A 24,090-nucleotide genomic window follows, 5' to 3' on the forward strand; every position below is an offset into this window, starting at 1 on the left:
ATTGTAGTTTCCTCACTAAAGAACGGATTTTTTTTTAATTAGTTGCCAATTTTCACATAAAAACTCATTAAAATCTTTATTTATCTTCCTCAAAAGAACTACTTTAATCACTATCTTTACACGAGTATAGACGAATCCATCTTATGAAACATATTCTGATTACACTTTTTTCCCTGCACCTTATTACTTCCTTTTCACAACTGAATATGGAGTTACTTTCACGGGTTGATTACCAGGCACTGCACACAGCACAGCTAAATGACATCTGGGCATATGTTGATGAGGAAGGCAATGAATACGCAATTGTCGGCACAACAAAAGGTACTTCTATTGTTAATATTTCCGATCCCGAAAATCCGGTGGAAGTTTTCTGGGAACCCGGAATGGAATCCGTCTGGCGGGACATGGTTACCTGGGGAGATTACGCGTATATCACAACGGAAGCTACCAATGGACTATTGATCATTGATCTGTCCCCTCTGCCGCAATCGGCCGATTTACCAGTCAGTTATTACTATGGAGACGGAGGTGTTAACTACGCAAGGGCACACACGGTTTTTGCAGCAGACGGTTATTGTTATTTATTTGGTTCTAACATCGGAAACGGAGGTGCTCAGATTCTGGACATTCAGACCGACCCGATGAACCCTGTCATTGTTGGTGAGTTCGATAACTGGTACTGCCACGATGGTGTTGTCCAAAATGACACCATGTATCTCGCTCACATTTATGAAGGATTTTTCAGTGTTGTGGACATTACCGACAAAAGCAATCCCGTATTATTAGGAACAAAAACGACTCCTTCTAATTTCACTCACAATATCTGGCCGACACCTGACGGCAACTATGCATTTACAACGGATGAAGTAATTGGGGCATACATCGCCGCCTATGACATAAGCAATCCTTCCAATATGATTGAATTGGACCGGATTCAGAGTTCTCCCGGGAAAAATGTTGTTCCGCACAATACCCACTTTATCAATAATTTTATTGTTACAAGTTATTACTCGGATGGTATAACCATTCATGATGTCACTTATCCGTACAATATGATCGAAGTTGGTCATTATGACACCTATCCGTATCAGACTCCCGGCTTTGACGGTTGCTGGGGCGCCTATCCGTATCTTCCTTCGGGGAATGTACTGGCAACGGACCGGGAATATGGATTGTTCGTGTTGGGAGCAACCTATCAACAAGCAGCTTACCTGGAAGGAACTGTTACTGACATTTCTACGGGACTTCCGATTGACAATGTTGAAATCAGCATCGCGAACTGGGATCATGATAATGCGACTAACACCAATGGTTTCTACGCTACCGGAAGGGCACACGGAGGCGTGGTTACAGTTAGCTATTCAAAAGTAGGTTACTATACGGAAACCGATAACGTTGTGATACAAAACGGAGTTATTACAACCCATAACGTTCAAATGATTCCCATCCCTCCATACGACCTCACCATTACTGTTGTTGATGAAGCAACCGGAGACGTGCTGCCAAGTGCATCTATCCGGATTGAGAACGAATTAATTTCCCATGACGGCATTACAAATGGAATCGGTGAAGAGGACATGACACTTTATTACGAAGGAATGTATACTATAACGGTTGGGAAATGGGGATATTATTCAACCTGTTACGATCTGGTACTGGATCAGTTCTCCGAAGATTTCACTGTTTCGCTGAAAAAAGGATATTACGATGACTTCACATTCGATTTCGGATGGTATGCCACCGGAAGTGCTGTGAGTGGTTTGTGGACAAGGGATATTCCGTTTGAAACGCAGGAAACTGCCAATCCGGACAGAGATGCACCGTGGGATTGCGGTAAATATGCTTACGTAACCGGAAACACGCACAACTATAACTTTACCATTGATGAAGTGGATGGCGGCAATGTTCAGCTTTTTTCTCCAATGATGGATTTAACCGGGTATTCTGATCCGCACATCAATTATTTCAAATGGTTTTACACCCGTTACGGAGAAACACCTCCCGTTGACTCACTGACGATATCCATCCTAAACGGCTCTCAAACTGTCCGGGTAGATGTCTTGAAAGTACGTGATGTTATGAATAATTGGGAACATGCCTCCATACGGGTACTCGATTACCTTCCTGTGACAGCGACAATGCAGCTCCTGATTGAAACGTCCGATTATCCGCCTGACTGGAACGTTGTGGAAGCAGGATTTGATCACTTATATGTCACCAATCAATCAACCGTGTCTGTAGAAGAACCCTCATCGAAAGAAAAGCTGACGGTATACCCAAATCCTTTTCAAAACAAGATAACAGTTGGAAACATAGAGGCCGAGGCAAGTTATTCCATTTGTGATATTAATGGCAGAACGTTGCTAACGGGAACACTTGCTCCTTCATCTCCCGGGATCGACACGACTCTGTTACATTCCGGAATGTATTTGATTACAATTGGAACAACGACTTTCCGAATTGTGAAAAATTGACACCTTTATGTACGCTAACTTGATTATATTTGTCTGCAAGTATTGAGAACATTGGAGGAAAAATTAAATATATCGGTTGTTATCCCGCTATACAATGAGGACGAATCACTTCCGGAATTGCATGCGTGGATCAAACAGGTAATGGATCAGCACACTTTTTCGTACGAAGTGATTTTTGTAGATGACGGAAGCAAGGACCGTTCATGGCAAGTGATTGAAGGACTTGTTGCATCACATTCAGAAGTAAGGGGAATCAAATTTCAACGCAACTACGGTAAATCTGCCGCATTGCAAAAAGGATTTGAGGCGGTCCGGGGGGACGTTGTCATCACCATGGATGCAGATTTACAAGATTCTCCGGATGAAATCCCTGAACTTTACCGGATGATCACAGAAGAAGATCTGGACGTGGTATCCGGATGGAAGAAAAAACGGTATGATCCCATTTCAAAGACAATTCCGACAAAACTATACAACTGGACAGCAAGACGCTTGTCCGGCATTTACCTGCACGATTTCAACTGCGGATTAAAAGCCTATAAATATTCCGTTGTCAAAAGCATCGAAATTTACGGGGATATGCACCGGTATATTCCTGTACTGGCAAAGAACGCCGGTTTTTCGAAAATCGGAGAGAAAGTGGTTCAGCATAAAGCACGAAAATACGGCGTTACAAAATTCGGGTTAAACCGTTTTGTCAATGGTCCGTTGGATTTGATTTCCGTCGTGTTTATGGGGAAATTCGGTAAAAAACCTATGCACTTCTTCGGTGCCATCGGTATTGTGATGTTCCTGATCGGGTTCGGGCTCACACTTTACCTGACGATCGATAAGTTATTTATCAACCAGGGAGCCATGAAAATTTCTGATAGAACGGAATTCTACATCTGTTTAGCCGCAATGGTTATCGGAGTTCAGTTTTTCCTCGCAGGGTTTCTTGCGGAACTGATCGGCAGGAACTCTTCGACCAGAAACGTGTACCTGATCGAAAAAGAAATTTAAACCATGAAGAATTGGAACATTGATTCAACCTGGTCTTTATTCTTAGACCGGGATGGTGTGATCAACACCCGAAAGATCGGAGGATATATCCAATCAGTTGATGAATTTGAATTTTTACCGGGCGCCTGCTCCGCAATTGCAGAATTGTCACACCTCTTCAAGTACGTATTTGTTGTCACCAATCAACAGGGAATCGGAAAGGGATTAATGACAGAAGGTAACCTTTCGGACATCCATCGTTATATGGCAAAACAAGTGGAAATGTCCGGAGGAAAAATAACGCACTGCTATCATGCACCGGATTTGCATCACGACACTAATTTATTGAGAAAACCCAATACGGGAATGGGACTTCTGGCTAAAAGGCACTATCCCGACATTGATTTTCACAGGTCAGTGATGGTAGGTGACAGTGATACGGATATTGAATTTGGTATAAAACTTGGAATGAAAACTGTACGGATTTCAACCGGTAAAGAACTTGCCGTTCCGGCAGATCTTACTGTTCAAAGTCTGGAAGAATTAAAAAACAGAATAAAAGCTGAAATACTATGATCAGATTGTTGGCAATCTCACTAAGTGTCATTTTAACGGGTTCAAGTGTATTCGGGCAAATCAATCAAAAGGATGCCCAGGGAAGAAAGCAAGGTGAATGGATCAAAAAACACCCGAACAGTTCTGTAATTATGTACAAAGGTACATTCAAAAACGACAAACCTGTTGGTACATTTACCTACAATTATCCCAGCAACAAAATTAAGGCAATCATCAAGCACGATGATAACTCCACACGCTCAGAAGCCTATTATTATTTTGAAAACGGAAAACTGATGTCACACGGAATTTACCGCAACATGAAAAAAGACAGTGTTTGGGTAAGTTTCAATGAAGACGGAAGAATTACCATGACGGAAACCTATAAAAATGACCTGCTCAACGGAGAAAAGAAACTCTATTATTTACCTTCAGATCCGCAAGACCGGCAAGAAACAGTGATTTCTGTGTACAACTACCTGAACGGGCAAGTTGAAGGAAAATTTACAGAATATTACCCGACCAAAGTCGTTCGTAAAACAGGGCAGTTCAAAAACCACCGGAGACATGGAGAATGGGTTGAATATGAGTTGGACGGAAAGAAAATGTCGGTAGAGCATTACCAAAACGGTCAGATGCACGGCTGGTTCATCGGTTACAATAAAAACGGTACAGAAGGCCAGAGAAGGTATTACCATTTCGGAAGGCTGGTTGAAGGAGATGAACTGAAAAGTCTCCTCCAGCAGATGAAAGAAAAAGGGATCAATCCCAATGGTAAAGACTGACCCCTTTCGTAATGGTTGTTCGTTTTTTTATTCTTTAATGATCAGCACCGTAAGGTTTCCTTTGATCAAATCATTTGAACCTCCGGCATTTCCATCAGCTGTACCTCCGGCGTCTTTTGCACGTACCTGAATGGTATGTGATCCTGCGGCCAGGTTAAACACTCCTGACAAGGTCCATTGCGACATGATTTGTCCCAGTCCGGATGTGTTAGCGGCAACAACCTGACGCTGAACAGAGCTTGCAGCCCCATCTATATAAATTGCAAAATCAGCTGCGGCATATGATGTACCTGTTCCTGCATTCTGGAATCCTCCGTTGGTTGAAACATACACTTTTGCATTCGCAGGAACGGTAATCGTCTGTGTCAATCCGGGAATCAATGTATAACTGGTCACTGTTTGTGTCAATGCCAACTGTCCGGTAGAGAAAACGGTAGCGGCATATTGTCCGGTTGTTCCGGCTGGTCCGGTTGCTCCCACAGCACCTGGTGCTCCAGGCGTGCCTGCTGGTCCCGCGGGACCTTGTGGACCTGCTGGTCCTTGAGGTCCAGGTGTCCCGTTTGTTGCTGTACCTGCAGTCTCTGCATACAATGCATACGGAACACTCATCAATTGTTGTGTTCCTGTCAATACATAATTGGTACCTCCGTTAAGGTCTGTTTCTGTTTTTATAAAATAAGGTCCGCTTCCCCAGTTAATCGAAGAGAATGTGCCGTTTTGAACTGTTCCTGCTCCGATCACCAATGACAGTAATCCATTCGCATTCGTAGATGCATTGTGTGTTTCAGCATAAACAACCGCTCCCGTAACGCTTCCCTGTAAAATGGAAATGCGCGTTCCAACAGGTGAATTAGTTACCAACTGATCCGTACTGTTTCTGATTACAGATTGGTAGGTGAACGATTGCGGTGCCTGAGCTGACAACATTCCACTGATTAGTAATGCTCCAAAAAAAGATGATAGTTTCATAATGTGCTTTAAATGTTAATTTTTGATGATTTTAATTGCTTGAACAGACGCATCGCTGCTCACCTTGATGGTATATACACCTCGTGCGAATGCAGTCAGATCCAGTTGACCGTTCTGAACAGCCTGTTTTTCCTCACTGAACACCATGCGACCGCTTTCATCATAAATTTCGATTGCTGCGTTGATTGCGTCTTCGCTTTTCAGATAGATAATTCCTTCCGTAGGATTCGGGTAAACTCCTAACAGAGTTTTCTCCCCCGGCTGGTCAACGGAAAGAACCGTAAAAAATTCATACGGTTGTTGTACCCCCTCATTGATCGATGCTCCTGTTTCAATGTAATTTGTTGCAATTTGTCCAACAGAAAAAGAAACAGTTCCCTGAGCAGAAGAGATAACATCACCACCCGAAGAATTAACAGATTGCTGCCCAAAAGAATACGAATAAAGCAGCGGTACTACAAGTAAAGTTAATTGTTTCATAAAGTAATATTAATGGTCGTAAATATAGCGGTTGCCTCCGATATTCCAAACAAAAATACCCGCTTGTTATGCATAAAAAGGAGATAAAAAATCTAACTAAATAATCATCAATCGATTGAAAGATTAACCTGGAAATAAAAAACCGGAGAATCCTGTTTTTATTCATTTTCCATACACATTTTCATCCTTCAATGAAGTGACAAAAGCAGTTCTTATGCCCGCAAAAACATTAAAAAATAAAGAATATTCCCTACCTTCGTCTTCGATGGAACCAACTGATTCAATTGCGTTTTTCAATTCCAACGCGGACACATCGTACCTTTGCTTCGGAAAAGGGACAAGTATTTCATTTGAGCAATCAATTGATTTTAACGCATTGCAAGCGTTCATCACTGCACACAAAGGAAAATTCATCTATGGTTATTTGAGTTACGATGTTAAAAACTCCATCGAACAACTCACCTCTTCCAATACCGATCACTTACATTTCCCGGTCTTATACTTTCATGTACCGGAAACTGTCGTAAAAACGGAACAGGGAAACCAGGTAATTATCCAGGGAGTTGAAACACCTGAAGCAATGCATTTCATTGCATCATTTTTCCGGCGGTTAAAAACCAAGACGTGCGATTCCGGAACCGGTTCGTTTCATGCGCGCATTTCAAAGGAAGAATACCTGAAAGCCGTTAATAAATTGAAAGAACACATCCAACGCGGAGATATCTATGAAATCAATTTTTGCCAGGAGTACTTTTCAGAGCAGGTTGAACTGACGGATCCGGTTTCTGTTTATGCGACGATCAATACTGTCACACAAGCACCATTTTCAGTCTATTTGCAACACGACCAGTTTCACGCTTTCTGCGGAAGTCCGGAACGTTTTTTGCAAAAAAAGGGAGCAACTGTACGCTCCCAACCGATTAAAGGGACAGCACGGCGCGGTGCAACTGAAAACGAAGACGAGTACCTGAAAACAGAATTGGTCAACAATCCGAAAGAACGATCTGAAAATGTGATGATTGTGGATCTGGTGCGAAACGATTTATCAAAAATTGCAGAAAAAGGCACGGTGACGGTAGACGAACTATTCGGGGTTTATACCTACCAAACCGTTCACCAATTGGTTTCCACGATCAGCTGCCAGGTATCGGAAGCTGTTTCATTTACAGACCTGATCAAGGCGACATTTCCCATGGGCAGCATGACCGGAGCGCCAAAAGTAAGCGCCATGAAACTCAGTGAGCAATATGAATCTTTTAAAAGGGGGTTGTATTCCGGAAGTATTGGCTACATCTTACCCAACGGCGACTTCGATTTCAATGTGGTCATCCGTTCACTGCTGTATAATTCACAAACGAATTACTTGTCATGTGGAGTCGGTGGTGCCATTACCATCAACAGTGATCCGGAAAAAGAATACGAAGAGTGCGAGACAAAGGTCCGGAAATTGTTAAATGCAGTAACGGGTTGAGACATGTGGGAACAAGTACTTATTTTTATGGAACAATACCGTCATCAAACCATCTATGTCGGCTGCAGTGGCGGTGTGGATTCAATAGTACTTGCTCATTTTTTACATGCCCATCAATTTCGTATTCACCTGTTACATGTCAACTACCATCAACGGGGGAGCGAAAGTGATGCCGATATGGAACTGGTAAAGACCGTTGCTCAACAGTACTCTGTCCCCTTCTCCGTGAAACACTATACCCGGCAATTAAACGGAAATTTCCAGGAGAATGCGCGGGTATTCCGGTATGCTTTTTTTGACGAAATGGCACTGCAAACTGATGGTGTAATCGCTTTAGCTCATCATGCTGATGACCAGACAGAAACATTTTTCATGCATTTGATGCGGCAATCCGGGATTCCGGGACTCGCTTGTATGCCGGAAAAAAGAGAACGCATCGTCCGGCCGTTTCTGCACCTTTCAAAAGAAGAACTTTATCAATACGCCATAAACAATCAACTCGTCTGGCGGGAAGATCTCTCTAACCAGTCAACCCGATACCTGCGCAACAAATGGCGGCTGGAATACATTCCGTTGATGAAAAAAACTGTTCCGGACCTGCAAGTATCTGTTGAAGTACTCGTTCATGCGTTTCAGCAAACACAACGCAGATTAGAACAAAACATGCATCCTGTTTCAGCGGAAGTTTTTACAACGGGAAAGCTAACGAAAGAAGCATTTCAATCCCTTTCGGATGAAGAAGCATTTGAATTGTGGAGACAACTGAAGCAACCTTCCGGTTTATTTCCACGATTCCTGGAACTGAAACAGTACACCAAAGGAAAATACATTGAAGTTAACTATCCGTTTACACGTATTATCCATGAAGGGAAATACATCGTATTTGTTACGGAACAGCAGCAAACCCTACTCCCCCGACTGATCATCACCCCTGTTGCGCAGCTTCCACGTGTTTTTTCTAAAACGGAAGTTTACCTCAACCCGGAAAAAGTATCCGGCGATTTGGTACTCAGGAATTGGGAGCAAGGAGACCGGATTTCCCCGATCGGAGTGAGTGGCAGTCAGCTGGTCTCCCAAGTGATCAAAGATGCAAAAATCCCGTCTGCCGAACGTAAAAAAGTCCTGGTCGTTTGTGATGCAAAGACCATCCACTGGGTCGTAAACCTGAAAATCGGAAAAGCAGCCATTTCAAAACCAGGAGACCCCCGGATTATAAAGATTGAACTACAAGATCCAACGAATTAATTTTTTCTTAACCTTGTTTTTTTGACCAATCGAAAATAACAGCCTATCTTTGCGTCGAATTTGGTATTGTCATCCTTGAAGCTCGACTATTGTCTATTGCCGAAACCAGTACTAATGAGTTGTTCAACAGTAAAATATATGAAATTTCCGGCAATTCTTGCCTTTTTATTTCTTTCCGGGCTAAACTTATTTGCACAGCAATTATTCATCAATGAAGTCTCACAGGGACCAAGCGGTGCATTCGAATATGTTGAACTGATTGTAGTCGGGACGCCATCCTGCCAAACTCCTCCACCGTGCCTGGATATGCGGGGGATTATCATTGATGACAACAACGGGTATTTTGAATCCGGTTCAGGTTCAGGGATTGCTCAGGGCGCATTGCGTTTTGCCAATATCACTTTCTGGGAATGTATTCCTATCGGAACATTGATTGTTGTGTACAACGAAAGTAACAGAAATACTGCTATTCCTGCAGACGATATCAGCATGGCGGACGGAAACGGACGCTTGATCATTCCCGGAAGTTCAAATTTACTGGAACAACACTCAAGCTTACCATCTTCAGCCAACAACAATTATTCAGCAACCGGATGGGTAACCGGAGGAGCATGGAATACCGTCGGAATGGCAAATGGACAAGATTCCTACCAAATTCGCCAGACAACTTCCAGTACAACACCTTCACACGCTGTAAGCTGGGGCTCCAACAACCAAAATACCATTATCTATTTTGCAGGAAATGCAGGAGGGCTTGTATTCAGCATGAAAAATGTGACCGACGACAACCCTTCTTTGCAAGCAAACTGGGTGTCCGAACAAGCAACGGCAGGACAAACACCGGGAGTAGCCAACTCAACGCAAAACGCGGCATGGATTGCGGCAATGAGTAATACATCAGGTGGGACAATCTCTCTGGACGTTTCTTCTACCAATACAGGATGCGGAAGCAACTGTACAGGAACTGCTTCTGTTGTAGCATCCGGTGGGGCAACACCGTATACGTACGATTGGTCGAATGGCGGAACAACCGCTGCGATCACAAACCTGTGTGCACAAACCTATACGATTGAAGTAACTGACGCCAACGGATGTACGGCTACTGAGCAAGTAACTGTTTCCGCAGGTACCAATACCATGACAATCAATACTACCGCAACAAATGTTAGTTGTAACAACGCGTGCAATGGTTCTGTTTCTGCAACAGTAAGCGGCGGAGCAATACCTTATACGTATGCATGGTCTAACGGAACATCAACAGCAAGTGTCGGCAATCTATGCGCCCAAACGTATACCGTTATAGTTACAGATGCAAACGGATGTACGGCAAATGGTCAGGCAATAGTCGGAACCAATCCCAATCCATTGACACTGACACCCTCTGCAACCAATGAAAGTTGCGAGAACCTCTGTGACGGAACAGCTTCAATTGCTGTTTCAGGGGGAACAACACCTTATATATATACTTGGAGTAATGGGATGGCAACACCATCTATCCAAAACCTGTGTGACGGGACGTACACAATCACTGTTACGGACCAAAATAATTGTCAGTCTTCTGCAACTGCGACTGTATCACCGGGCGCTTCCGGGCAAACTCCGGTTGTTTCCCCAATCAATCCGTTAACAACATCAGATGCCCCGATCCAAGTTGTTGCATCCATCACGGGAGGAACCTGGTCGGCAAGCTGTACCAGTTGTATTAACAACAGCGGTGTATTTAATCCGCAAACAGCAGGTGTAGGAACACACCAGGTCTGTTACACGGTCGGTTCCGGAGCATGTGCTGAAACGGCATGTATTTCCATTATTGTAACACAAGGATGCAGCACACAGCAAACTTCCGAATCGATCAATGCCTGCCCGGGAGAATCCATCGTTTTTGACGGTCAGGAAATCACTGTTGCGGGGAATTATGACTTCAATTACCTGACAGCAAACGGCTGCGATAGTATCCATACCGTTCAGTTCAGTTTTTTTGTTACCAATCCGTTGAATGATTTTAAATCAGTTTGTTTAGGTGACTCTGCACTTGTGAACGGAAACTGGTATCATGAATCCACCCTTGTTAATTATGAAACGGTGGACGGAAACGGCTGTATCCTTCAAAATACAGCAACCATCAGTATGTACGATTGCCAGATTCCCCCATACTATGTATTTATTCCAAATACCTTCACACCAAACGGTGATTTTGTCAATGACGTATTCCCAATTTCCATTACAGGCGGATTACTGGACAATGGGTTTATTATGAATCGTTGGGGGCAGGTTGTCAAAGAATTTTCTGAAACAGATTTGAGCTGGGATGGAAGAACACAATCCGGAGAAGCTGCTCCTGACGGGGTGTACACCTATGTTGTTGTTGTTGAAAAAGCGGGAGGTGTGAAAGAAAAATATCACGGCTTTGTAACACTCATCCGATAAGACTGAACTTTTTACTTCCATAGATTGTCAATTCATATTTTTCGGCTAATTTCGTAGTGTATTGCTGGATGCAATCACTGGTATAAACATTTTATTACATAAAAAATGGATTTTTTTGATGCATTGCTTACCATTGAGGGATTAACGTATTTTGTCATTCTTGCGTTGCTGGAAATCGTATTGGGAATTGACAACATCATTTTTATTTCCATTGTTACAGATAAACTTCCGAAAGAAGAGCAACGCAGAGGACGCAATCTGGGTCTTTCACTTGCATTGATCATCCGGTTAATTCTCCTGGTATTTGTCGCATGGATCATGAAATCCGTGACCCCGCTGTTTCCGAACACATCCATCGAGTTGCTGAAGAATTTCTCCATGCAGAGCCTCGTATTATTTTTGGGAGGATTGTTCCTGATTTACAAAAGTACTGTTGAAATGCACAGCTCTATCAAGGGACAACACGACGAGATTTCCGGGAAAGGAAAAAACAAACTCAGTGCCGTAATTCTTCAGATTGTATTGATTGACATCGTGTTTAGTTTCGATTCCATTATCACGGCTATCGGGATGACCAATGACCTGCAAAAACAAACAGGGCATGATCCGTTGGTCATTATTTATGCTGCAGTCATTGTATCGATGATTGTCATGATGTTGTTTGCAAAGCCGATCAGCGACTTCATCAACAACCGGCCTACAATTAAAATGATCGCGCTGGCATTCCTGGTTACGATTGGTGTGATCCTCGTTGCGGAGGCATTTGGCCAGCACGTACCGAAGGGATACATTTACTTTGCAATGTGTTATGCGCTTATTGTGGAATTCCTGAACATCCGGATGCGCAAAAACAAAGGAGTTTCGGAATGACGAAAGAAGAGGCAAAATTATTTTTCCCGTACAATGAAGAAGACATTCTCTCCGACTTGTACGATGAACGCCTTTTTGAGTACAAACAATTCTTTCTTTCAAAAACACCTATCCGGAAAGTATTTGAAGCCAGGCTTGAAAAGCTGAACCAACTGGATAAAGCATATACCATATTATCAGGAGTACCTGCTGTCCGCGTAGAAATACTCCCGGCCGAACCGATCATTTTTTCAGATGTAATCCTGGAAGCTTTCAATCAATGGGAGCAACGCAAGGGAATCGCCAAACAGAAAATAGCCACTTCATTTGATGCCGGCACCTTATCAGGAAATGTACAGGAATACCTTATTCTGGTTGATGCTTATCGAAAAAAATGGTATACCGAACACGAAATCCCTGTGGAGATCTCACAAGTGTCAAAAGACGAAGACCCGATGGTTGTTTTAGAAGCGATTAAAGCCTTTGATGCTTCCGGAGGAAAAAAATTTGATGATATTCTGAAAATGAACACCAATTCGTTCCTTCTAAAAGAAATGAAACGCCTATCTTTGTTGATTAAAAATTATGGCGATGGAAGGAGTATTTGACAAACTGAAAGCACAGCTGGAACAGGAAGAATGGCCGAATGTATACCTATTCAAATTTATTGTTCCCAACGACCCGGAACACATTGCCAGAGTTAACTCTTTTTTCGGGGCAGAAGCGGAAATCCAGTCCCTGCCATCCAGAAACGGAAACTTTGTAAGTATTTCGGTCAAAGAAATGATGCTGGACGTAGATTCCATCATTGCCATTTATGAAGAGTCCTCTAAAATTAAAGGTTTGATCGCGCTATGATTCTTGCATTCACAACAATGGAGGTGGTTGTCGGTATCCTCATTTTTACACTGGCAATCCTGGTACTTGTAATTTCCTATAAAAAATTGCTTGCATACCTGGGTAAAGGAAGTCTTCCCAAAGAAAAGTACTGTGTGTTGTACAGTCTGGAAACGGAACCGGCTGCAGGAGAAATCCAGTTCTACTTCACCTCAGAAGAAAAGAAAGAAGTAAAGCTGCAATTGCTGGACGAACAGTATAACTTCCTGAAAGAAATTTACAACAAGGAATGCAGAGCAGACGGAAATATTATTCCCTTCAACACAACAGAGTTGTCCAACGGGATTTATTTTTATTGTTTAGTGACAGAAAATCAGAAGACAATGAAAAAGATGACAATCCGGAATTAATTTCCTGTCATTGTGTCGTTAATAACTTATTGGCAAGCTTCTTGTCTTGAATCATTCAAAATAATTAACTTTACATCTGCAAGAGCAGACTTTTTTAACGAAATATAATTAGCATTATGGCATTAGAAATCACAGACGCAAACTTCGAGGAAGTAGTTTTGAAATCTACAGTTCCTGTAGTTGTTGACTTTTGGGCAGAATGGTGTGGACCATGCCGCATGATCGGACCAATCATTGAAGAAATGGCGGGAGAATACGAAGGAAAAGCAATTATCGGAAAGGTAAATGTAGACCACAACCCGGGAGTTTCCGCTCAGTTCGGAATCCGTAACATTCCTACGGTATTGTTTGTTAAAAACGGAGAAATTGCTGACAAATCTGTCGGTGCGGTTCCAAAACAACAATTGACGTCCAAATTAGACGCGCTTATTTAAGCCGGAAGATATTTTCAAAAGATCGGGTAAAGGAAACTTTACCCTTTTTTTGTGTTGTTTTCTCAAGCCCGAGACTTGAATGATTCATTATGAATGGAGCAATTATCAATTATCAATTATCAAATGATGGAAGTAAGATTTTGTTTATGAGTTTTGATACTTACTCAATTGATAATTCAACATACATAATTCACAAATTACTATTTTTGCAACCTTTAAAACGACAATGGGAAAAGATAAACTAAGAAGATTTGCGGCGGTAAAAGAATTTCCAAACTTTTTTGAACCTGAAATTCCGAAAGAATACCACATGAAAGGGAGATGGCGGTCAGATTATTTTAAAAATGACAATCCCATCGTACTGGAACTGGGATGCGGAAAAGGAGAATATTCCGTAGGACTGGCGCAACACTTTCCGGATAAAAATTTCATTGGCGTAGACATCAAAGGTTCCCGGATGTACATCGGTGCTGTTCAGGCATTGGAAATGCAACTTAAAAATGTCGCGTTCTGCCGTACAAAAATCGACTTTATCAACGATTGTTTTGCAGAAAACGAAGTAGATGAAATCTGGTTGACATTTTCCGATCCTCAACGTAAAAAGCCGAACAAACGTTTAACAGCTCCTCCGTTTATTAACCGTTACCGGAAACTACTGAAACCAGGAGGAATTGTACAATTGAAAACAGATAGTGACATCCTGTTTGAATATACGGAAGAACAAATCAAAGAGCACAATTATGAATGTCTGGAACTGACATGGGATTTATACGGCGAATTGCCGGAAAACCTGGATCAGACAACGAAAGATATTTTTCACATCAAGACGCATTACGAAAAACTGTTTACAGCCAAAGGTTCTGTGATCAAATATTGTAAGTTCAGGATTCATTAAATCCCCTTAAATTCTCTACTTTTGTACAAAATTTTGATACACACGCAATGATTAATTTCGAAAACTTAGGTCTTCACCTCCCGCAAGGGTTTTTATTTCAACATGTCAACCTGCAAATCAACAAAGGAGATAAAGTTGGTTTAGTGGGGAAAAACGGAGCCGGTAAATCGACTATGTTGCGTATTCTTTCCGGTATGGTATTGCCATCCGAAGGTAAAATTCACAAACCAAAAGACTGTACGATTGGTTTTTTGACACAGGACATTGTGATTGACACCAATCAATCGGTGTTTGAATACCTCAATAATTCGAATGAGAAGCTGACCAGGCTGCGCAATGAACTGGAACAAATCAATCATGAATTAGTAACCCGTACGGATTACGAATCCGAGAGCTATCTGGGATTATTGGATCGGTTGAATGATTGCAACTATGAATTCAACATTCTGGACGGATATTCCTGGGAAGAAAAAATTGCATCCACGCTCAAAGGATTAGGATTTGCAGAAGAAGAGTTTTCCCGTGCGCTCAATACGTTCTCCGGAGGATGGAAAATGCGTGCGGAATTGGCTAAAATATTGGTCAACAATCCGGATGTGTTATTACTGGATGAACCCACCAACCACCTCGATATTATTTCCATCGCCTGGCTGGAAAATTATTTAAAAACATTCGATGGAGCTGTCATCGTGATCTCTCACGATCGCTTGTTCCTGGACAATGTAACCAAACGCACGCTGGAAATTTCCATGGGTAAAGTGTTGGATTTCCCATATGCTTATACCAAATATAAAGAAGTCCGTGCCGAAGAACTGGAGCGTATGCAATCTGCAAAAAAGCAACAAGACAAGGATATCAAGCACACCCAGGAATTGATCGATAAATACCGTGCGAAAGCCAATAAAGCAGCTTTTGCTCAATCGTTGATCAAAAAACTGGAGAAAACGGAGCGTATCGAACTCGAAAAAGATGGTGTTGCCAGAATGCACGTGTCATTTCCATTGAGTCTTCAACCGGGAAAATGGGTGTTGGAGATGCATGACATGGGAAAAAGCTTCGGCGATAAACGCTTATTCAGAGATATCAACCTTACTGTAGGAAGAGGAGAAAAAATTGCACTGCTCGGACCCAATGGTGTGGGTAAATCAACGTTGTTGAAACGCATCATGGGGGAACTGGAAGGCGAAGGTATCGTGAATTACGGACACAACGTGCAAATTACCTATTTCGCCCAGAATCAGGCTGAAAACTTAGACAAGACAAAGACTGTTTTTGAAACGGTTGATGATATTGCAGAAGGTGAAATCCGGAAAAGCCTCAGAACGGTTTTAGGAACTTTCCTGTTCAGCGGGGAAGATGTTGATAAGCAAGTCGGCGTCTTGTCAGGAGGTGAACGAACACGCCTTGCCTTGTGTCAATTGCTATTGAGTCCTTCCAACTTCCTGATTCTCGATGAGCCGACGAACCACCTGGATATTCAGAGCAAAGAGGTACTGAAAGAAGCATTAAAAAATTACGAAGGGACATTTATCGTCGTTTCCCACGACCGTGAGTTCCTCGACGGATTGACCAACAGAATCTGGGACATTGAAGATAAAACATTAAAGATTCACCATTTTGGTGTAAAAGAGTTCCTGGCACGTAAGATGTCATTAATGAATAATAATGATTCGGTTAAACTACAAAGGCAACCGGAAAAAGAAACGCCGAAAGTTGTTGTGCAGGAAGCGACACCAACGGAATTCAGCAGAGAAGATCAAAAAGAGCTAAAACGGGTTAAAAATTCATTGAGCAACAAGATCAATCTGGCGGAAAAAGAAATTGAAAAACTGGAAGCAAAATTAGCAGAGCTGCAAACAAAAGTTGCCGAACTGGATTATTCAGATGAAGCTGCTGCTCAAAAAACGCTGGATGAATACAATATGGTAAAATCCAAACTGGACGAGCAAATGGAGCTGTGGGAAAAAGCGACGGAAGAATTGATGGAAATGGAATGAGTTCGTGGAGAGTGGGAAATTAATCGTTGAAAGTTAATAATGAGTAAGTTGTCCTCACAATTCAGATCGCTACATTTGATAATTGATAACTAATACATTGATAATTCCCTAAAAATCCTACTGAATTTCCCTTCCCAATCGTGACGCGATGATGCTGATGATGAAAATCTGGATGGCGTGAAACAGCATCAACGGAAGCAAAACAATACCAATCGGAAAGGCAGCCGGAAATAATATTTTGGCAAACACCGCTCCGTGAACCACTGATTTTTTTGTTCCGCAAAACTGTGCTGTGATCCGGTCTTCGTAACTGAATCCCATCCTTCCGGAAATCCACCCGATAAGGTTGTAAATACCAAAAAACAAAACGAGTATTGCAATCAGGATGAAAATCAAATCGGTGATTGAAACAGCCGAGAAAATACCTTCTTCAAATGATTCCGCAAAGCTTTTGTAAATGATCAATAAAATCACTGCACGGTCAAATAACACAAGTTGCTTGCTGTAGCGTTGGGTGTATGTGCCCCAAAAACGTTGCAATACAAATCCGAGATAAATCGGAATCACTATTTCCGTGATCAGTTTCAAGTAAATGCTTCCCAATGAAAAATCAGCGGTCTCATTTTGTAAAAACAACCCCATCCACAACGGTGTAACGGCAATCCCGATCAACCCGGAAATACTCGCGTTAAAAATAGCTGCGGGGATGTTGCCTTTTGCCATGGAAACCATAACAACCGATGAAGAAACCGTTGAAGGTAAAGCTCCTAAAAACAAGAATGACAACCATAACTGTTGTGCTTCTTCTGTTTGGGCGACCGGGTAAAACAACAAGACAACAAGGGGAAATAATAAAAACGTCGACAATTGGACCAACGCGTGCAATTTCCAGTTTTTCAATCCCGACTTGATCTTTTCAGGGCTCAGTTTTAACCCGTAAAAGAAAAAAATCAATGAAACTCCGATACTCCCGATCAGATCAAGAGGAAGTTGGCGCTGAAGTTGCGGAAAAAAATAAGCAAATGTAACCGTTGCGATAATAGCAAGAACAAACGTATCAATTTTGATGTGCTTCATTCCGTGGACTTAGGACAATCCTTTACTTTTCAGGTATTCTTCCAGCGCCACAGGGTCACTGTACAACACTTCTCTCGCTTTGCTTCCCTGGAACGGGCCGATGATTCCCATCCCCTCGAGCTGGTCGACCAGGCGGCCGGCTCTGTTGTATCCCAATTTCAGTTTTCGCTGCAGTAAACTCGCGGATCCCTGCTGATTGATAACGACAATGCGTGCCGCTTCGGCAAACATAACATCCAGCTCATCCGACTCAAAATCTCCGCCACCTTCACTTCCTTCTCCAACGTACTCAGGCAACAGCATCGCTTCCGGGTAGGCACGTTGATCGCCGATAAACTGGCAGATTTTTTCTACTTCCGGTGTATCTACAAATCCACACTGTAAACGCACCAGGTCAGAACCGGTGGACACCAGCATATCTCCCCGACCAATCAACTGATCTGCTCCGGAAGCATCCAGAATGGTTCGTGAATCGATTTTAGACAATACACGGAATGCAATCCGCGCCGGGAAGTTAGCTTTGATCATCCCTGTGATGACGTTTACCGACGGACGTTGTGTTGCAACAATCAGGTGAATTCCGATGGCACGTGCCAACTGAGCAATCCGGGCAATCGGGTGCTCGACCTCCTTCCCTGCCGTCATGATCAGATCGGCAAACTCATCGATCAATACCACAATGTACGGCAGGTATCTGTGTCCTTTTTCCGGGTTCAGTCTGCGTTGAATAAATTTCGCGTTGTATTCTTTAATCGTACGGCATTGTGCTTCTTTCAGTAACTCATACCGTTCATCCATCTCAATACACAATGAATTCAATGTATTCACTACTTTTGATGTATCGGTAATGATCGCATCTCCTTCGCCGGGAAGCTTTGCCAGAAAGTGACGTTCAATTTTATTGTACAACGTCAATTCCACCTTTTTTGGATCCACCAAAACAAATTTCACCTGTGCCGGGTGTTTTTTATAGAGCAATGATACCAGAATGGCATTTAACCCGACCGATTTCCCTTGTCCCGTAGCACCTGCAACAAGTAAGTGGGGCATTTTGGTCAAGTCGAATGTATAGGTTTCATTCGTAATTGTTTTACCAATCACAACCGGTAGTTCCGCATCGGAGTTCTGGAATTTTTCAGAAGCAATCAACGCACGCATACTCACCATATCAGGGCTGCTGTTCGGTACTTCAATCCCAATTGTCCCTTTCCCGGGAATCGGAGCGATGATCCGGATACCCAATGCTGATAAACTCAGGGCAATGTCATCCTCCAGGTTTTTAATTTTCGAAATACGGACTCCCGGAGCAGGTACTATTTCGTACAATGTCACCGTCGGTCCGACTGTTGCTTTGATCTTGGCAATCTCAATTTTATAGTGCGCCAGCGTTTCAACAATCTTATTTTTGTTTTCTTCCAACTCACTTTTATTCACCGAAATTCCTTTCCCTCCGTAATCGTTCAACAACTCAATCGGGGGAAGCATGTAGCTCGCAAGATCCAATGTCGGATCGTACTCTCCGAATTCCTGGCGGAGTTTATCCAAATCATCTTCGTTAACAGGTTCTTCTTCTTTTGCCACTGCAACGGAGAAATCAGCATCTTCACCAAACTCTGCTTCTGCATCAACAGGAATGGAAATCTCAAAATCATCTTCCGGCTCAGGAGTATCCACCATAAAAGGCATTTCTTCTTCTGTTGCCTCCTCGTCTTCCGGCTCGTCTTCGTTAAAATGAACCGCTTCCGACTTTTGATCTTGTTTGATCTGCTCGTCTTTAATCGGGTTGAGGATATTAATATCCAACGGATTTCCTATCGGCTCCGTTTCTTCACCTGTATCTACCTCTTCCTGCTTGCTGCCTTTCAATAAAGCGCGCAATTTGGCAAAATCGGGATTCAAAACAGCTATAACAGACAAATAAAACAACACCAGGATGAGTATAAAGCTTCCAAATCCTCCCAACGTCAGCGATAACCATTGATTTAGCTGGTAACCGAATGCTCCTCCAAGATAATTGGTAGAATTGGCAAAAAAACCAAGAAAGACAGCACTCCAGATAATAAAAACAAGGGTAATTCCGTACGTTTTTAAAATGGGCATCAAGCGAATATTTAACGCAATTTTAAACCCTGAAATCAGGAAAAGTAAACAAAATCCGAATGACGAAATTCCAAACCACCGGTACATAAACAAATGTGAAGACCACGCCCCGAATTTCCCCAACCAGTTAGCAACAGGTTCATCGTTTGCTTCAAAAAGGAATTCAACCAGGCTTTTGTTCATCACGCGATCCTGGTCAGCCTGCCAGTTAAACAGGTAGGAAAAAAAGGAAAGGAACAGGTAAAATGACAATAAGATCAGCAAAACACCTACTGTTGTTTTCACTTTTTTCTTATTGATTCTGCCAGCAATTTTAGCAGTAGAAACCTTGGGGTTCTGCTTCGCTTTAGCAGCTTTTTCACTTTTCTGCCTGCCTTTACTTTCGTCCTGCTTTTTTGTAATTTCGTTCTCTTCTGACATTTGTTGGATAACTATTCTACGAAAATAGCCAGAACTTTGGCTCAAATGATGCCGTTGCTACCTGACATTTGCACAGTTGCCTGTTAGTTATTCTGATCCGGGGAGTCGACACCACCTGAAGGATCTTCCTCTCCGGTCATCTTTTCCTGCTGCTCTTTTTTCGTTTCTGCTGCCTGGCGCATTTTTCGGGTATACATCAACCGGATTTTTGTCCAGTTGAACGTATGCGGCATTTCATCTCCGATCAGGTAACCATAAGGTTCCAGCCCTTTAGTCGCTTCAAATACCACTTTTAACATCGCAAGGACAGGGATTGCCAGAAACATTCCCGGGATTCCCGCAATCGTACCTCCGACAATCACACCGATCATGGAAGCAAGTGCATTAATGGATACTTTTGAACCCACAATTTTCGGTACCAGGAAATTGTTATCGATAAACTGCACCACGACATTTACCCCGATCACCCAAAAGACAATCGACAGTTCTTCTGAAGTGGTCAATGCCACCATACAACTGATTACACCTGCGATAATAATACCGATATATGGAATCAGGTTCAGCAATCCGGTTAAAATTCCCAGGAAAATATAATACTTCATTCCAATGAAAAAATACCCCGTTCCCGTCATAACGGAAATACAAGCTACCTGAATCAATAACCCAACGATGTAACTTCGAACCACCGATTTCAGATTTTTCAGAATGGCTTCGATGTTCATGACATTTTTGCCCGGAACGAGTTTAATAATGAAGTTCAGCAACAATGAACGATAAATCAGGATCAAAAAGGTATAAATCGGGATCAGTACCATGTACATCAGACTATTGGTAAGCGAACTGATGGAAGATAACGAGAAAATATCCGCCCCGGAAACAGATTGTTCTACATATTGATTCTGTTCCCAGTCCGAAATTCCGAACTGCACTTCGATCCATTGCTGAAGCGAATGATAATGCCTGGTCAGGTGTTCTTTAATCCGGGGCACGTCATCCATAAATGTTGTTAACTGATACGCCAAAAAACTCAACAATCCAATCAATACGAGGAATGCCAGAACTACCGTCACAGAAACTGCCAGAATAGGTGGAAACTTCAGTTTTTCGGAAAGAAACCGTACAATCGGACGAAGCAGAATAGCAATCAGCAACGCCATGATCAAAGGTGCAAAAATATCGCTCGCAAGGTAGGCAATCAACAGGATACACGCCGTTATAAAAAAAGCGGCACTTACTTTATAGACATTGGGGAGCGTTAACTTTTCCATATATAGCATTCGTCATTTAATTGTAAAAACTGTGTACGCCAATTTTACACAAATAAAAAACATTTTCTGATTTACAGAATGTTAATTTATATGAAAATTGCTTATTTTAGTGTGGTCAAACATGTTTTTTAAACGATTATTCCTTACATTTAGGAAGAGTAGAAACTTTTTAAAACAACTGAACATGGCAAGTAATGCATCAAACACAGTAATCGCACTGTTGGCAGGAGCCGCAGTAGGAGCAGGATTAGGATTGTTATTCGCCCCTGACAAGGGAACGGAAACACGAAAAAAGATCAAGCAAAAATTCAACGACAGTAAAGACAACTTATCTGACAAGCTGGATGAGTTGGTCGACACACTGAAAGGTAAAATTTCAGCGGTTGAACATTCATTCGATCAGTCTCTCAATCAACTGGTAGAGGACGGAAAGGAGAAAACCGAAGACATCATTGAGATTTTAGAAGCAAAATTGGCCGCATTAAAAAAGGAAGTCAGCAAAAAGTAATTGTATCATGGCGTTTGAGGACATAAAAGAAGACCTGGAACAAATACAGGAAGAATCCAAGGCACTTATCAATAGCAATATTGCATACTACAAACTGTGGGGATTTAAAGTCGCGATGCAATCCACAACGATGGTATTGAAGTTTTTCCTTATTGTTGTATTTGCGACATTGTTTGTTCTTTTCGCATCACTGGCACTGGCAATTGTGATCGGGAAAGCAATGGACAATTACGTTTACGGATTCCTGATCGTAGCAGGATTCTACCTGCTTCTCACGATCCTGGTTTCGTTCATCAAACCACAGATTGTGGAAGGTAAAATCCTCCGGAAATTCTCCGAAATCTTTTTTAATGATTAACCATGGAAATGCGAAAAAAAATATATTCCTCATATGACGAGATCAACCGTGACCTCGAAATTTTAAACCTCGAACGCAAATTGCATTACCACAAGGTCCGAAAGAGCATTGAAGCACTAAAAGATGATATAACCCTTCCGAACCTGGCGGAAGGGTTCTTTGGAATTTCCAAAAATGACCCGCTCTCAGTGGGCAAAGTTGCCATTCGCACACTTCTTCCGATTGCCGTACGAACGGTCTTCAACTTTTTTAAAAAGTAACTGTTTACTGAATCGCTTTTTCAAGGTATTCTCCAAAGCGGTAGCAGTCTTCGAATGAATTGTATAACGGAGCTGGTGCGATACGAATTACATTCGGCTCTCTCCAATCTGCCACCACTCCTTCTGCTGCTAATTTATCAAACAAGGACTTCCCTTGCCCGTGAACCAAAATAGAAAGTTGCGCACCTCTTCTTGAGATTTCTTTTGGTGTAATGATTTCAAACGTTACTTTATCTTTATTTCTTTCCGAAATATCGTAGATAACAAACTCTAAAAAAGCGGTTAACGTGTCCCGTTTCTTTCCAATCGCTTCCATTCCTGCTTCATCAAACACATCCAAGGAAGCCAAATGTGCCGCCATTCCCAATACAGGAGCATTGCTCAACTGCCATCCTTCTGCTCCGCGAATCGGGTTGAATCCCGGTTCCATCAGAAAACGGGTTTCTTTGTCATATCCCCACCAACCTGCAAAGCGCGGCAATTCAGGCTTGTATTCATGTCGTTCATGTACAAACATCCCCGACACTCCTCCGGGAGAAGAATTCAGGTATTTGTAACCACACCAGGCAGCAAAGTCCACTCCCCAATCGTGCAATTTCAGGTTGATATTTCCTGCAGCATGTGCCAAATCAAAACCGACAACAGCACCAACTTTATGTCCTGCTTCAGTGATTTGTTTCATATCAAACAACTGTCCCGTATAATAATTCACTCCGCCAATCATAATAAGCGCAAGTTCATCTCCTGTTTCTGCTATTTTCGCAAGAATATCTTCCTCATTGATCAGGTGTTCTCCTTCCCTCGGCGCAACCTCAATTAAGTCCTGTTCAATGTTCAAACCATGAAATTTCACCTGGGATTCAAGCGCATACCGATCGCTTGGAAATGCCTTTGCCTCACACAGGATTTTTCTTCGTTTTCCTTCGGGACGATAGAAGGAAACCATCAATAGATGAAGGTTTGTTGTCAACGAATGTGTAACGACTACTTCAGAAGGAAGTGCCCCGACTATTTTTGCCGTTTTTTCCGTCAATAACTCATGGTAGGAAAACCAGGGATTTGTTCCCATGAAATGTCCCTCGACTCCGTACTTCGCCCATGCATCTAATTCTGTTTGAATATAGGACATTGTCGACTTTGGCTGGAGGCCTAAGGAGTTTCCTGTAAAGTAAATGACATCATTCGCGTGAAATGTCGGAAAATGAAATTTGTTTCTAAATGCAGCCAACGCATCTTTTTTGTCTTGTTCTTGTGCAAACGCAAGTGTATTATTCATAAACCTGAATTGGT

General features: G+C 42.3%; 23 protein-coding genes. 17 read left to right on the forward strand and 6 right to left on the reverse strand.

The window, feature by feature from the left end; all coding sequences use genetic code 11:
* The first annotated feature begins 143 nt into the window (after positions 1-143).
* The 4 genes from H9Y05_RS10275 to H9Y05_RS10290 are packed head-to-tail and all read left to right on the forward strand — an operon-like array spanning position 144 to position 4,795.
* A complete protein-coding gene (locus tag H9Y05_RS10275) occupies positions 144-2,474 on the forward strand; it encodes a choice-of-anchor B family protein (RefSeq protein ID WP_216714225.1) in 2,331 nt (776 codons plus the stop codon).
* A gap of 51 nt (positions 2,475-2,525) precedes the next feature.
* Positions 2,526-3,476 carry a glycosyltransferase family 2 protein gene (locus H9Y05_RS10280; RefSeq protein ID WP_163491661.1) on the forward strand — a complete coding sequence of 317 codons (951 nt, stop codon included), beginning with the start codon at positions 2,526-2,528 and terminating at the stop codon, positions 3,474-3,476.
* Between the two features lie 3 nt (positions 3,477-3,479).
* Entirely contained in the window at positions 3,480-4,031 is a 552-nt protein-coding gene (locus tag H9Y05_RS10285) for a D-glycero-alpha-D-manno-heptose-1,7-bisphosphate 7-phosphatase (protein WP_216714226.1), read from the forward strand.
* The gene (locus H9Y05_RS10290; protein ID WP_216714227.1) at positions 4,028-4,795 is read left to right on the forward strand and encodes a toxin-antitoxin system YwqK family antitoxin; all 768 of its coding nucleotides are present in this window, start codon (positions 4,028-4,030) and stop codon (positions 4,793-4,795) included. The genes H9Y05_RS10285 and H9Y05_RS10290 overlap by 4 nt, the downstream gene beginning before the upstream one ends.
* A 27-nt stretch (positions 4,796-4,822) precedes the next feature.
* On the opposite strand, the gene H9Y05_RS10295 is transcribed toward H9Y05_RS10290, so the two are convergent.
* Positions 4,823-5,764 (reverse strand): collagen-like triple helix repeat-containing protein, encoded by a 942-nt coding sequence (locus H9Y05_RS10295; protein WP_216714228.1) that lies wholly within the window; start codon positions 5,762-5,764, stop codon positions 4,823-4,825.
* Between the two features lie 15 nt (positions 5,765-5,779).
* Positions 5,780-6,244, reverse strand: a complete 465-nt coding sequence (locus H9Y05_RS10300) for a T9SS type A sorting domain-containing protein (protein ID WP_216714229.1) — start codon at positions 6,242-6,244, stop codon at positions 5,780-5,782.
* Between the two features lie 214 nt (positions 6,245-6,458).
* Here H9Y05_RS10300 and H9Y05_RS10305 point away from each other — a divergent pair, with 214 nt between their 5' ends.
* The 10 genes from H9Y05_RS10305 (at position 6,459) to H9Y05_RS10350 (ending at position 16,809) form a co-directional block, all read left to right on the forward strand.
* Positions 6,459-7,715, forward strand: coding sequence for an anthranilate synthase component I family protein (locus H9Y05_RS10305; protein WP_216714230.1), 1,257 nt, complete (start codon positions 6,459-6,461; stop codon positions 7,713-7,715).
* Between the two features lie 3 nt (positions 7,716-7,718).
* Positions 7,719-8,960 carry a tRNA lysidine(34) synthetase TilS gene (tilS, locus tag H9Y05_RS10310; RefSeq protein WP_216714231.1) on the forward strand — a complete coding sequence of 414 codons (1,242 nt, stop codon included), beginning with the start codon at positions 7,719-7,721 and terminating at the stop codon, positions 8,958-8,960.
* A 138-nt stretch (positions 8,961-9,098) separates the two neighbouring features.
* Positions 9,099-11,387 carry a T9SS type B sorting domain-containing protein gene (locus H9Y05_RS10315; RefSeq protein WP_216714232.1) on the forward strand — a complete coding sequence of 763 codons (2,289 nt, stop codon included), beginning with the start codon at positions 9,099-9,101 and terminating at the stop codon, positions 11,385-11,387.
* 105 nt (positions 11,388-11,492) lie between these two features.
* On the forward strand, positions 11,493-12,257 hold the full coding sequence (locus H9Y05_RS10320; protein WP_163491653.1) for a TerC family protein: 765 nt from the start codon (positions 11,493-11,495) through the stop codon (positions 12,255-12,257).
* Positions 12,254-12,844 carry a hypothetical protein gene (locus H9Y05_RS10325; RefSeq protein WP_216714233.1) on the forward strand — a complete coding sequence of 197 codons (591 nt, stop codon included), beginning with the start codon at positions 12,254-12,256 and terminating at the stop codon, positions 12,842-12,844. The genes H9Y05_RS10320 and H9Y05_RS10325 overlap by 4 nt, the downstream gene beginning before the upstream one ends.
* Positions 12,828-13,094 carry a DUF493 family protein gene (locus H9Y05_RS10330; protein ID WP_163491651.1) on the forward strand — a complete coding sequence of 89 codons (267 nt, stop codon included), beginning with the start codon at positions 12,828-12,830 and terminating at the stop codon, positions 13,092-13,094. Before H9Y05_RS10325 ends, H9Y05_RS10330 begins: the two co-directional genes overlap by 17 nt.
* The gene (locus tag H9Y05_RS10335; RefSeq protein ID WP_163491650.1) at positions 13,091-13,483 is read left to right on the forward strand and encodes a T9SS type A sorting domain-containing protein; all 393 of its coding nucleotides are present in this window, start codon (positions 13,091-13,093) and stop codon (positions 13,481-13,483) included. Before H9Y05_RS10330 ends, H9Y05_RS10335 begins: the two co-directional genes overlap by 4 nt.
* Positions 13,484-13,599: 116 nt before the next feature.
* The gene (gene trxA, locus H9Y05_RS10340) at positions 13,600-13,917 is read left to right on the forward strand and encodes a thioredoxin (RefSeq protein ID WP_163491649.1); all 318 of its coding nucleotides are present in this window, start codon (positions 13,600-13,602) and stop codon (positions 13,915-13,917) included.
* Between the two features lie 226 nt (positions 13,918-14,143).
* Complete coding sequence (trmB, locus tag H9Y05_RS10345; protein ID WP_163491648.1) at positions 14,144-14,812, forward strand: tRNA (guanosine(46)-N7)-methyltransferase TrmB; 669 nt, start codon at positions 14,144-14,146, stop codon at positions 14,810-14,812.
* 47 nt (positions 14,813-14,859) lie between these two features.
* On the forward strand, positions 14,860-16,809 hold the full coding sequence (locus H9Y05_RS10350) for an ABC-F family ATP-binding cassette domain-containing protein (RefSeq protein ID WP_216714234.1): 1,950 nt from the start codon (positions 14,860-14,862) through the stop codon (positions 16,807-16,809).
* Positions 16,810-16,926: 117 nt separating this feature from the next.
* Here H9Y05_RS10350 and H9Y05_RS10355 read toward each other — a convergent pair whose 3' ends face one another.
* From H9Y05_RS10355 to H9Y05_RS10365, 3 genes are all read right to left on the reverse strand, one after another.
* Positions 16,927-17,886 carry a bile acid:sodium symporter family protein gene (locus tag H9Y05_RS10355; protein ID WP_216714235.1) on the reverse strand — a complete coding sequence of 320 codons (960 nt, stop codon included), beginning with the start codon at positions 17,884-17,886 and terminating at the stop codon, positions 16,927-16,929.
* Positions 17,887-17,895: 9 nt separating this feature from the next.
* On the reverse strand, positions 17,896-20,406 hold the full coding sequence (locus H9Y05_RS10360) for an FtsK/SpoIIIE family DNA translocase (RefSeq protein ID WP_163491645.1): 2,511 nt from the start codon (positions 20,404-20,406) through the stop codon (positions 17,896-17,898).
* A gap of 83 nt (positions 20,407-20,489) precedes the next feature.
* Complete coding sequence (locus H9Y05_RS10365; RefSeq protein ID WP_163491644.1) at positions 20,490-21,674, reverse strand: AI-2E family transporter; 1,185 nt, start codon at positions 21,672-21,674, stop codon at positions 20,490-20,492.
* A gap of 184 nt (positions 21,675-21,858) precedes the next feature.
* Between H9Y05_RS10365 and H9Y05_RS10370 the strand changes: the two genes are divergently transcribed.
* From H9Y05_RS10370 to H9Y05_RS10380, 3 genes are read left to right on the forward strand one after another with little or no spacing between them, the layout of a single operon-like run.
* Entirely contained in the window at positions 21,859-22,182 is a 324-nt protein-coding gene (locus tag H9Y05_RS10370) for a YtxH domain-containing protein (protein ID WP_216714236.1), read from the forward strand.
* Between the two features lie 7 nt (positions 22,183-22,189).
* Entirely contained in the window at positions 22,190-22,540 is a 351-nt protein-coding gene (locus tag H9Y05_RS10375) for a competence protein (protein WP_163491642.1), read from the forward strand.
* Positions 22,541-22,542: 2 nt separating this feature from the next.
* On the forward strand, positions 22,543-22,800 hold the full coding sequence (locus tag H9Y05_RS10380) for a DUF6327 family protein (protein ID WP_216714237.1): 258 nt from the start codon (positions 22,543-22,545) through the stop codon (positions 22,798-22,800).
* 4 nt (positions 22,801-22,804) lie between these two features.
* Here the strand turns inward: H9Y05_RS10380 and kynU are convergent, their stop codons facing one another.
* Positions 22,805-24,076, reverse strand: a complete 1,272-nt coding sequence (kynU, locus tag H9Y05_RS10385) for a kynureninase (RefSeq protein WP_216714238.1) — start codon at positions 24,074-24,076, stop codon at positions 22,805-22,807.
* Positions 24,077-24,090 lie beyond the last annotated feature (14 nt).

Origin of the sequence: Taishania pollutisoli (assembly GCF_014518315.1) — a bacterium.
Taxonomy (GTDB): Bacteria; Bacteroidota; Bacteroidia; order Flavobacteriales_D; family Crocinitomicaceae; genus Taishania; species Taishania pollutisoli.

What these genes read in the sequence shown, in the direction of transcription:
- H9Y05_RS10305 (WP_216714230.1), top strand. Translation starts at nt 6,459, where the DNA reads ATGCCCGCAAAAACATTAAAAAATAAAGAATATTCCCTACCTTCGTCT.
- H9Y05_RS10330 (WP_163491651.1), top strand. Translation starts at nt 12,828, where the DNA reads ATGGAAGGAGTATTTGACAAACTGAAAGCACAGCTGGAACAGGAAGAA.
- H9Y05_RS10300 (WP_216714229.1), bottom strand. Translation starts at nt 6,244, where the DNA reads ATGAAACAATTAACTTTACTTGTAGTACCGCTGCTTTATTCGTATTCT.
- H9Y05_RS10295 (WP_216714228.1), bottom strand. Translation starts at nt 5,764, where the DNA reads ATGAAACTATCATCTTTTTTTGGAGCATTACTAATCAGTGGAATGTTG.
- H9Y05_RS10375 (WP_163491642.1), top strand. Translation starts at nt 22,190, where the DNA reads ATGGCGTTTGAGGACATAAAAGAAGACCTGGAACAAATACAGGAAGAA.
- kynU (WP_216714238.1), bottom strand. Translation starts at nt 24,076, where the DNA reads ATGAATAATACACTTGCGTTTGCACAAGAACAAGACAAAAAAGATGCG.
- H9Y05_RS10320 (WP_163491653.1), top strand. Translation starts at nt 11,493, where the DNA reads ATGGATTTTTTTGATGCATTGCTTACCATTGAGGGATTAACGTATTTT.
- H9Y05_RS10370 (WP_216714236.1), top strand. Translation starts at nt 21,859, where the DNA reads ATGGCAAGTAATGCATCAAACACAGTAATCGCACTGTTGGCAGGAGCC.
- H9Y05_RS10350 (WP_216714234.1), top strand. Translation starts at nt 14,860, where the DNA reads ATGATTAATTTCGAAAACTTAGGTCTTCACCTCCCGCAAGGGTTTTTA.
- H9Y05_RS10275 (WP_216714225.1), top strand. Translation starts at nt 144, where the DNA reads ATGAAACATATTCTGATTACACTTTTTTCCCTGCACCTTATTACTTCC.
- H9Y05_RS10365 (WP_163491644.1), bottom strand. Translation starts at nt 21,674, where the DNA reads ATGGAAAAGTTAACGCTCCCCAATGTCTATAAAGTAAGTGCCGCTTTT.
- trmB (WP_163491648.1), top strand. Translation starts at nt 14,144, where the DNA reads ATGGGAAAAGATAAACTAAGAAGATTTGCGGCGGTAAAAGAATTTCCA.
- H9Y05_RS10285 (WP_216714226.1), top strand. Translation starts at nt 3,480, where the DNA reads ATGAAGAATTGGAACATTGATTCAACCTGGTCTTTATTCTTAGACCGG.
- trxA (WP_163491649.1), top strand. Translation starts at nt 13,600, where the DNA reads ATGGCATTAGAAATCACAGACGCAAACTTCGAGGAAGTAGTTTTGAAA.
- H9Y05_RS10290 (WP_216714227.1), top strand. Translation starts at nt 4,028, where the DNA reads ATGATCAGATTGTTGGCAATCTCACTAAGTGTCATTTTAACGGGTTCA.
- H9Y05_RS10315 (WP_216714232.1), top strand. Translation starts at nt 9,099, where the DNA reads ATGAAATTTCCGGCAATTCTTGCCTTTTTATTTCTTTCCGGGCTAAAC.
- tilS (WP_216714231.1), top strand. Translation starts at nt 7,719, where the DNA reads ATGTGGGAACAAGTACTTATTTTTATGGAACAATACCGTCATCAAACC.
- H9Y05_RS10355 (WP_216714235.1), bottom strand. Translation starts at nt 17,886, where the DNA reads ATGAAGCACATCAAAATTGATACGTTTGTTCTTGCTATTATCGCAACG.
- H9Y05_RS10360 (WP_163491645.1), bottom strand. Translation starts at nt 20,406, where the DNA reads ATGTCAGAAGAGAACGAAATTACAAAAAAGCAGGACGAAAGTAAAGGC.
- H9Y05_RS10380 (WP_216714237.1), top strand. Translation starts at nt 22,543, where the DNA reads ATGGAAATGCGAAAAAAAATATATTCCTCATATGACGAGATCAACCGT.
- H9Y05_RS10325 (WP_216714233.1), top strand. Translation starts at nt 12,254, where the DNA reads ATGACGAAAGAAGAGGCAAAATTATTTTTCCCGTACAATGAAGAAGAC.
- H9Y05_RS10335 (WP_163491650.1), top strand. Translation starts at nt 13,091, where the DNA reads ATGATTCTTGCATTCACAACAATGGAGGTGGTTGTCGGTATCCTCATT.